Raw genomic sequence first — 8,585 nt, 5'->3', positions numbered from 1 at the left:
CATCCGCCGGAATGTCATGCTAAAACACAACCTTAACCAACGTTTGGGAAGGGGGTCAACATGCTCCGGAATATCCAACATTAAACGAATGTTTTTGTACATTACTCACTATCTTTTCTCTATAATAAAAGTCTTGTACCCAACCTTTATTTCCTAAACAATATTTGTCCTTTTTACTGCCATTATAACCATCCTGAATTTCCACCTGACGAATTTCCCCATCCTTATTCTCTCGTTCTTCAATATGTGACATTTCAATATCCACATTTTTACCTATGGCATATGTAAGATGAATAGGACAATACGATAATTGATTATCCGTTTTAGGTTGAAATTTAAAACACAAAGTCGTTGTAAACTTCAATAGTCCATTTTTTCTTTCGGCAATATTCAGGTAATCTGGAAGATTTAGAGGAAATAATTTAATTTCATCAACCGAAACCTTATCCTCAACAACCATTGTTACCTCATTGTTATTGGAAAATAAAATTTGATTATTTAACTCCCCATAACCTGTTATACGCCTAGTCATTGTTTTTGAGAAAGTATTGAACTCTTGTCCTAACTTTATTTCTTCAGATGCATTGATCAAAAGTGCTTTAACACTTTGCATGTTAATACCTGGATATATTTTAAGCAATCTGGAAGCCACATTTGCTGCTAAAGGAGTTGAATAGCTTGTCCCCAATGCTAGAAATGTCCTTTCGCTTAAATCAGAAGAAAGTACTTCCAAACAAGTTTTACCTTGCTCATCAAGAACATCCATGCCAAACAAAGAAGTTTCATAATAATCTCCACCACCAATCAATATATCAGGCTTACTTAAATACTTATTTACTGTAGCTTGATTAAAAACATCTTTATTCTCAAAATCATAATGGAATTTACGAGAATATAATGCCGGATGAGTATGATTTCCAGCAAGACCATATACTCCATTGGTATCAAAATTATTTGCCGTTGCACCTACTGTCATATTATTCATGCTCTCTGCTGGTGGAGCTATATTAGCATTGCTAATTTGAAATTTATTTGGATAATCTTTAATCTCCAAATTATTAATAAAGTGGTTGGTTGTAGAAATAAAAATTAGAATATCCAATTCTGCTGCTACATTGTCTAGCATAGCTGCATATGATGAAAACTCTTGATTATCTTTTAAAGGAAAATCCGTATAGCCAATAGCAAGAGTAAAAATCCTAACCCCATAAACTAAATTTGCTTCCCGGATAAAATCAACAATTTTCTTCTGAGAGATAGCCCCATTGCTACCATCGATTATTTTAATGGGTAATATTTTTGCATCAGCCTCCACCAATCCGTTATAACCTGGAATTAATTTATTTCCAAAGGCTGCGAATGCAGCTACCCCTGTTCCGTGGTCAGCACTATCATAAAAAGAGCCTGTTCCAGTTGTATCATATTCACCATCATCACCTACTAATATTGAAGACAAAGGAGTTTGAGAAGATACACCTGAATCAATAATTCCTATTACTGGAAGCTCTTCCTCTGCATTAGTTATCTCAAATCCATATTCACGTTTGGGTATATTAAATTTACTTGGTGTTACTATAGCACCGGAACCAGAACAAGTGGCATATATAAAATCAAAATTATCAAGAATAATCCTTAGAAGGTCTTCATGAATATCATATACTTCTCCAAATTGTTCATCAAAGTCATACTTAATGTTGTTTTCTTCAAGAAACAATTTCAAAGCTTCTTTTTGTGGAGCGATTACGTCATCTTCAATAAATGAGTTAACTCCCATAAAAGACAAATGGATAACACTATAATTATTAATATTTCCTAATCGTTCATCTGTAGAGAACAGTTTGAAACTTTTAACAAACTTGATTTTTGCATCAAATTGTTTATTAAGATTATTCTCTTGATTGCTTATGAAAATATTTAGCTGCTGAAAAAAAGAAGCAAACTTCTCTTCATCTTCAATTGCAAATAACCCTTTACGGTTAAAATGAGTTAATCGTAATAACTCAATCCCAAAATTATCTATGTAATAAGCTTTGAATTTAACTTCATCAAATCCAGCAAAGAAATTCAGTTCTATGGAATCAAAATGATCTTCAACCTCAATCGTTCTTGCCTCAACTCTTTCCATGTAATCAGACTCATATCTCGCAAGACAATCAGAAAAATTAGATGCCATTAAACGGTAATCCTTTGGATTTGCATTTCTCTCATCATCTTCTTTTCCACCTCCTCCTGGTCGTCCTTTTAACGTTCTTGTTCCTTCAACTGGATTTTTAAAATATAAGTGAGGTCTATTCATTTTGGTCTGAGATACTAAGTACTTAAGCTGAATTAATTAATAAACTTAATGATTTTTTCAGTACCATTTATATCTGAACTTCTATTTTACCCTTAATTTCTTGAATTTAGCAGCTGAAATATGGCCTTTTTGAAAAATACTAATATAGTAAAAGCAAGTAAAAAATTGTTTTGTATCGTATTTTATCGTTTTAGCGGTTTTTAATTGAGCGCAAGTAAATATTACTGAGTACAGACTAAATTACTTCACACTTCTAAACCTTGACATTTTTCTATTTATTACCATTTATTACTATCTAAAAATCAATTGATTTTACTTTTATTACTATTTATTACCATGTTCTACATTCCTTTTGAAATTGCATTCTATTTCTCTATAATTGAATCAGAAAAACGCAAAAATGATTCACTAAAATGATATTTAGAAGAACAATATTAAAACAAGATTTGGCCATTAAATTATATCCACAAAGCTCAAATATTAATGCAGCGATGCAGTTGCTCCGGAAAGAAATAAAATTGTCACCGGAATTGAATAACAGACTTGAATTACTGACAAGAAATAAAAGAGCTCATTATTACACGCACAAAGAACTGGAAGCTATCCTAGAACATTTTTGTATTAGTCAGGAAGAATTTGAGCTGCTATAAGGACTTCTTTGGGAAAATCATGATAAAACTTACAGAAAACCTAGGGAAATCAAGCTCAAAAGCACTATCTGAGCTAATAAACAGATAGCTTTTGAGTGCTTTTTCAAGCTTCAGAGTACTTTCAGAGTATATACAGACCATATCCAGAGTATATTGTACTTGCTTTTTAGAGCTTTGCCTATGTTGTAGTGTATATTAAGCGTGCTTTTTGAATGCTTCCTAAATTTATGAGAGTACTTTGTGGATGCTTTGCTCATTATCAATAGTACTTAACCCAAATCACCACCAATATGAAAACAGCAGCTATCATTAAATGGTGAAAATGCTTCATTTATGAGGGTATATTTTAGATGCTTTTGGGGTGATCTTTAGAGTCTGTGGAGTATGAAGACAAAAAAATGTTCTAAATGGTAGTGATTGGCATAGTTGTGTCGCAAATTGGCACAGTCGTAAGTCGTTCGTTTTGTGATTTATAATATAATTTTACAACCATCAAAATGAAGTAGAATAATATTAAACGCAATACGATGATATTACCCCGAAAAATATTAAACAAGATTTAGCTGTTAAGCTATACCCTCAAAGTTCAAACACAACTTCCGCCATGCAATTACTGCGAAAGGAGATAAAGCTATCACAGGAATTAAGCACTAAGCTTGATAAGCTGACACGTAATAAACGTGCCCATTATTTTACTCACAAAGAACTGGAGCTTATCCTGGAACATTTTTGTATTGGTCAGGAAGAGTTTGGAGAATTGTAATTTTATTTAGCAATACCCTTTCGGGTATAATTCTCAACTATATTGGCCTATTTATACCCGATAAGGTATAATCCATTCATCTCATATACAAACATATTTAAGGAGAAACTGTAATTAAATTATCGCAACAAACTAACTCTGTAGCATTTTTAGTATATACCTATGTATCAAATCTAGTATATAGCGATGTGGAAGTTTTAGTATATAGTGACATATAACTATATATCAAAGCAATACAAAACAACTCATTTCCTAAAAACAGCTTCCTTTAAACGATTCCGTAACCACTTTTCATAAAAACATTTAATTAATAATTGTTTTTCATGGAAAGTAATTGTTTTTCATGTTATCTTCGTAACTATAATTCATAGTTTAGGCACATGAGTAATCGTTTTTCACAAAAAGTAAGTATTTTTCACGGACAATCACTCCCTGAAGAAGGAATGTTAGCTGGTTATGCTTTTATGCTTCAAGAATTAGAGCAAAACACAGGTAAGGTTTTACCTACCCCCAAGCAATTATCCATAATTACAGATAAGTACCAAAGATATAGTACAAAAAGGTGGCAAGTGTTCACCAAGAGACACAAACCCAATAGTAATCCTATAAGTCATATTGTCTTTGCTTTAAAATACGAAGGCATTGATTTACTAATTCTAAAATCAATGTTTCAACTTATTGGCGAAGAGGAGATAAAGGAATATATTTTGAGCGAACCAACCGGACAATACGCTAGAAAAATTTGGTTCTTATACGAATGGTTATTTGGAATAAAACTTGATATCCCTAACTTAACCCGGATTATTCATCTCGCAATGTTTAGGGTGGGAATTTTTAGATTAACTTCAACAGTAGGTTTTCCAATGGAGTTTTCATTACATCTTTGATCAGAAACGAACATATTTCTTACTGAAAGCAACAGGAAAAATTAAAAAACACTTGATATTTGGCAATAAGACACAACCATCCCATGTGCCGTATTTTGTTGTTTCATTGCAGCATCAGCTGACTCAACAATTCTTGCTGGGCAAATGCTTTGGAAAACTTGTAATATATACGCCTCTTGGTCTTTTTTATCGTAGCTCCGACTTTTAACAGCGATATCCTAATTGTATCGATTTGCCATTTTTTTGCTGCTTCATTTCGGGTTTTACGTATTGCCTGTTTTACCAACAAAAACATTTCGTATGCGAGACTGCTAAAGATCAGGCGTATAAAGTTTGCCCAAAAGCCATGGTTTGACAGCCTGTCCGAAAAACACATGTTCTTGACTTCTTTTATCCTGTTTTCACTGGCATCGCCACGTTTGACATAAAAACCAAAGTATATTTCACGTGCGTCTTTTTCATCCATGTTGCTTATTATATGACGAATGTTTAAACCTTTTCCGGTGCTTTCTATCTTTGAATAACATTGTTGGGGCGCATGCCATGATTTTGCCTGGTATTCAAAAGACATGAAATGTTGGTGTTTTTGGTTTTGGGAAACGAACAAATGTGTCACTGCTTTTGATGCACGGGCAGTTCTTCTTTTCAGCACTTCATTACTGGCTTGGCCAATGGCAAATTGGAGATTGAAGTTATCGGCAAGTTTATAAAAGGAAGAGCCGCTGAATCCGCTATCGGCCCTGATTACAATCTTTATTTCCGGATGCTTCTCTTTTATTTTTTTCAGGATCCGCTTTAATATGCTCACATACCACTTGTTTGAATGGCTGTTGCCTGGCCGAAGTACAGGAACGATTATCTGCCCGGTTTCCCCGTCATGGAAAAACAGTTCGTTATACATAAAATGGCCATAGTACCCATTGAACATGGACAATTGTTGGTTCCCGTGTGTTGGGTCATCGGTGGCATCAATGTCAATCACAACCTTTTCTCTTCCTTCCAAAGTGCCCACGTAACGGTCAACCCAAGCATTGCAAAGGTTAAAAACCGAATGTTTGTCAACGCTGTTTTCTAAGCGAGAAATAGTGGGCTGCGAGGCCAGTTCCCCATCGAGGATATCCTGGAACAAAGGGTCGCTTTTCAGATATTCGACATCGTTGGCATCTTCATACCCCAGCATTAACGAATAAATTCGTTGCTTGAGCAGCTTTTCCATGCTATGCATAATCCGAAAAGGGTCGCGTTCATCCGGCATGACACTACTGAAGTATTTAATTAATTGGTGTTTGCGTTCTAATTTCTCTAGTAGCAATATAGCTCCGTCACTACTTATATCTTCTGCTGAAAAATCAAAATTTACCGCTGTGTTGCCTCGATAAAATACTGTATCTTTAGTGCTCATTTTTGGGTGTAATAAAAAGTGTTGTTTTTATTGTTATACACCTTTAAGATAACACTTTACACCCATATTCTATGTCTACGCAGTGAATTTTTCGGGTTAAAAAAAGGTACTTATGTAGAAGTACTAAATCCAAAGCAACAGTATCCTGGTCCAACCAAAAACTCTACCAGACATCGAATAAAAAATAACTTACCTGGAACACCTGAGTTCTGCCCTCTAATTAGAAAGACCCAAAAACTTGAGAAATATATTTCTACAAATATTAGAGATTCCATAGATAAAGGATTAAACAATAACGATAAAGAGCTAATTAAAAGGACTGCTGCATTCCTGTTATTAAAAGATTCAAAAGCCTCTTTTGCTATAGAAGGAGAATATCCTCCAAGTATGCGAGCCAGAAACTGGAGTAAAGCAATAGGACAAGCAGGTAAAAAACCATTGACTCTATCAGAAATAGAACGCCTCCAGCATGTAGTAATTGGTTCTAAGAAATTAAAAAATATGGGCGTCAGGGAGGATGAAAGCTTTATTGGTGAACATGACCGAGAAACTTATACGCCAATACCTGATCACATATCCGCAAAAGCTAAAGATCTCACCTCTCTAATGAATGGATTATTAAACACAAATAATCTTCTTCAAAACAGCGAATACGATCCCATACTTACAGCAACTACCATTGCCTTTGGCTTTGTGTTTATCCATCCTCTTTCTGATGGCAATGGAAGAATACACAGGTATTTGATACATCACATCTTAACATGGATGGGTTATACAAAACGAGACATGATATTCCCTGTTTCATCAGCAATATTAGATCGAATTAGTGATTACCAGGATGTATTAGAAGATTTCTCATCTCAAAGAATCGATTTGATTGAATGGGAACCTACTTCCGACCATAATATAAAAATACTAAACGACACAATTGATTTGTATCGTTACTTTGATTTAACCCGTCAAGCTGAATTTCTTTATGAATGCGTTGAAGAAACAATTAATAGAATTATTCCGGAGGAAATTGATTACCTGGAAAAGTACGTCATGTTAACTAACAGAATAAATTCCTTTATTAATTTACCCGACACAAAAGTTGACCTTCTTATTAAATTATTAAATCAAAGCAAAGGAAAATTATCAAAGAAAAAGAGAGAAAATCATTTTGAAGAACTTACTGAAGAAGAAGTTTTCATTATTGAGGAAAATTATAAGGAGATCTTTATAAGCTAAATTTAATTTCTTTTAAACATCAGATTTAATTCCTCTAAAGAGAGTAGTTCTTACCTTTCAAAACATAACGAGTGTAAATTTTGCCAATATTTACTCTCGTTAAATCTTCTCAATTCCAAACGTCAAGTTTTCTGATCAAAAAACTTGACACAAAATCCATTTTTAGGTTCGGTTCCTTTTTGCTACTTTTGGAGGGAAATGAGTTCATTGAAACGCATTTAAAACGGGCATTTTTGCCCATTTTTGGTGGACTTACAGAGGACTTTAAAAATTGAATTCGTAAAATATTGAAGATAGGGCACATAAAGCAAATTTTCAGTTCCCTCTCTCTCCACATAGCTTCTAAGCAAAACGAAGCAAAACCCTATAAGTCAACACTTACAGGGTTTTTTATGTGCAAAAGTGTGCAATAAAAAGCAGAAAAAGGCAGTTTTATTCGTTGGCAATATAAACGTGAGGACATAGCTTTGGAAGACCTGAATCACCAGTTTATCTGTAATTATGAGTTGTACCTTAAACCAGAACGCAAATGCGCCCATAACACAACTATCAAATACCTGAAGAACTTTAAAAGATAGTCAGAATTGCCCTAGCAAATAGTTGGATGACTAAAGACCCGTTTGCAACTATTAAATTCAAACTAAAGCCAGTTGATGCAGTTTATCTTACCAAAGAAGAACTGGATATTGTCATCCATAAGGAAATGGGCATGGAACGCTTAAGACAGGTTCGTGATGTTTTTGTCTTTTGTTGTTTTACCGGACTAGCCTTTTCCGATACCAAATCTCTAAAACGCGAGCATATCACAACAGATGGCAATGGAATTACCTGGATTCATAAAAAGAGAACTAAGACCGATCAGATGAGTACCATCTTTGTCATTAAGGCTGCCAAAAAGTTAATGGCCAAGTATGAATACGAACCGGAACTTATTGAAAAATGCGCAGTCCTCCCAGTTCTTAGTAACCAAAAAATGAATGCCTACTTGAAAGAAATTGGAACCATATGCAGTATTGATAAACCCATATCAACCCATACTTCCAGACATACCTTGGCTACAACCATTGCCTTAGAAAACAATATGCCTTTGGAGGTTGTATCAAAGACTTTAGGTCATTCCAGCACAAAAATGACTCAGCGTTATGCGAGAACAACGGAAGCTTTGATTCAAAAGAACATGGAGAAAATTAAGGATTTGTATTAAAACATATCATTTTAGAGTAAATATTGCGGTATGCGATATTTACCAACATTTTTTTGTCTATATTTTAAACCAACCTAAGTGGTGAGCGGTATGGTTGGAAAAGTAATCTATTAGCAATTCAGTTGGAGTGCTGAGGTCCTAAACTGAAAATTT

Annotated in this window: 8 protein-coding genes; 6 read left to right on the top strand and 2 right to left on the bottom strand. The window is 34.3% G+C overall.

From position 1 onward, the window contains the following. Positions 1-55 precede the first annotated feature (55 nt). Positions 56-2,296 carry a S8 family peptidase gene (locus tag ACRD64_RS09790; RefSeq protein WP_430933139.1) on the bottom strand — a complete coding sequence of 747 codons (2,241 nt, stop codon included), beginning with the start codon at positions 2,294-2,296 and terminating at the stop codon, positions 56-58. Positions 2,297-2,709: 413 nt separating this feature from the next. On the opposite strand from ACRD64_RS09790, the gene ACRD64_RS09785 reads away from it, so the two are divergent. The 3 genes from ACRD64_RS09785 to ACRD64_RS09775 all read left to right on the top strand — a co-directional run bounded on the left by ACRD64_RS09785 (position 2,710) and on the right by ACRD64_RS09775 (position 4,596). After that, a complete protein-coding gene (locus tag ACRD64_RS09785) occupies positions 2,710-2,946 on the top strand; it encodes a DUF4248 domain-containing protein (RefSeq protein WP_430933138.1) in 237 nt (78 codons plus the stop codon). A 532-nt stretch (positions 2,947-3,478) separates the two neighbouring features. Beyond that, on the top strand, positions 3,479-3,709 hold the full coding sequence (locus ACRD64_RS09780; RefSeq protein WP_430933147.1) for a DUF4248 domain-containing protein: 231 nt from the start codon (positions 3,479-3,481) through the stop codon (positions 3,707-3,709). A gap of 380 nt (positions 3,710-4,089) precedes the next feature. Further along, on the top strand, positions 4,090-4,596 hold the full coding sequence (locus ACRD64_RS09775; RefSeq protein WP_430933137.1) for a hypothetical protein: 507 nt from the start codon (positions 4,090-4,092) through the stop codon (positions 4,594-4,596). Positions 4,597-4,699: 103 nt separating this feature from the next. On the opposite strand, the gene ACRD64_RS09770 is transcribed toward ACRD64_RS09775, so the two are convergent. Further along, positions 4,700-5,998: an IS1380 family transposase gene (locus tag ACRD64_RS09770; protein ID WP_430933136.1), complete on the bottom strand. Its 1,299-nt coding sequence runs from the start codon at positions 5,996-5,998 to the stop codon at positions 4,700-4,702. A 30-nt stretch (positions 5,999-6,028) separates the two neighbouring features. Between ACRD64_RS09770 and ACRD64_RS09765 the strand changes: the two genes are divergently transcribed. The 3 genes from ACRD64_RS09765 to ACRD64_RS09755 all read left to right on the top strand — a co-directional run bounded on the left by ACRD64_RS09765 (position 6,029) and on the right by ACRD64_RS09755 (position 8,432). Next, positions 6,029-7,228, top strand: a complete 1,200-nt coding sequence (locus ACRD64_RS09765) for a Fic family protein (RefSeq protein ID WP_430933135.1) — start codon at positions 6,029-6,031, stop codon at positions 7,226-7,228. A gap of 467 nt (positions 7,229-7,695) precedes the next feature. Continuing rightward, positions 7,696-7,806: a phage integrase SAM-like domain-containing protein gene (locus tag ACRD64_RS09760; RefSeq protein ID WP_430933134.1), complete on the top strand. Its 111-nt coding sequence runs from the start codon at positions 7,696-7,698 to the stop codon at positions 7,804-7,806. Between the two features lie 26 nt (positions 7,807-7,832). Then, entirely contained in the window at positions 7,833-8,432 is a 600-nt protein-coding gene (locus ACRD64_RS09755; protein ID WP_430933133.1) for a site-specific integrase, read from the top strand. Positions 8,433-8,585 lie beyond the last annotated feature (153 nt).

This window comes from Saccharicrinis sp. 156, assembly GCF_050589685.1.
In the GTDB taxonomy this organism is placed as follows: Bacteria; Bacteroidota; Bacteroidia; order Bacteroidales; family Marinilabiliaceae; genus Saccharicrinis.
The sequence above is the reverse complement of the archived record's forward strand: the minus strand, read 5'-3'. Positions and strand labels throughout refer to the sequence as shown.

Excerpts from the sequence above, each read along its gene's own strand:
- ACRD64_RS09790 (WP_430933139.1), bottom strand. The coding sequence starts at position 2,296 with ATGAATAGACCTCACTTATATTTTAAAAATCCAGTTGAAGGAACAAGA.
- ACRD64_RS09775 (WP_430933137.1), top strand. The coding sequence starts at position 4,090 with ATGAGTAATCGTTTTTCACAAAAAGTAAGTATTTTTCACGGACAATCA.
- ACRD64_RS09785 (WP_430933138.1), top strand. The coding sequence starts at position 2,710 with ATGATATTTAGAAGAACAATATTAAAACAAGATTTGGCCATTAAATTA.
- ACRD64_RS09755 (WP_430933133.1), top strand. The coding sequence starts at position 7,833 with ATGACTAAAGACCCGTTTGCAACTATTAAATTCAAACTAAAGCCAGTT.
- ACRD64_RS09770 (WP_430933136.1), bottom strand. The coding sequence starts at position 5,998 with ATGAGCACTAAAGATACAGTATTTTATCGAGGCAACACAGCGGTAAAT.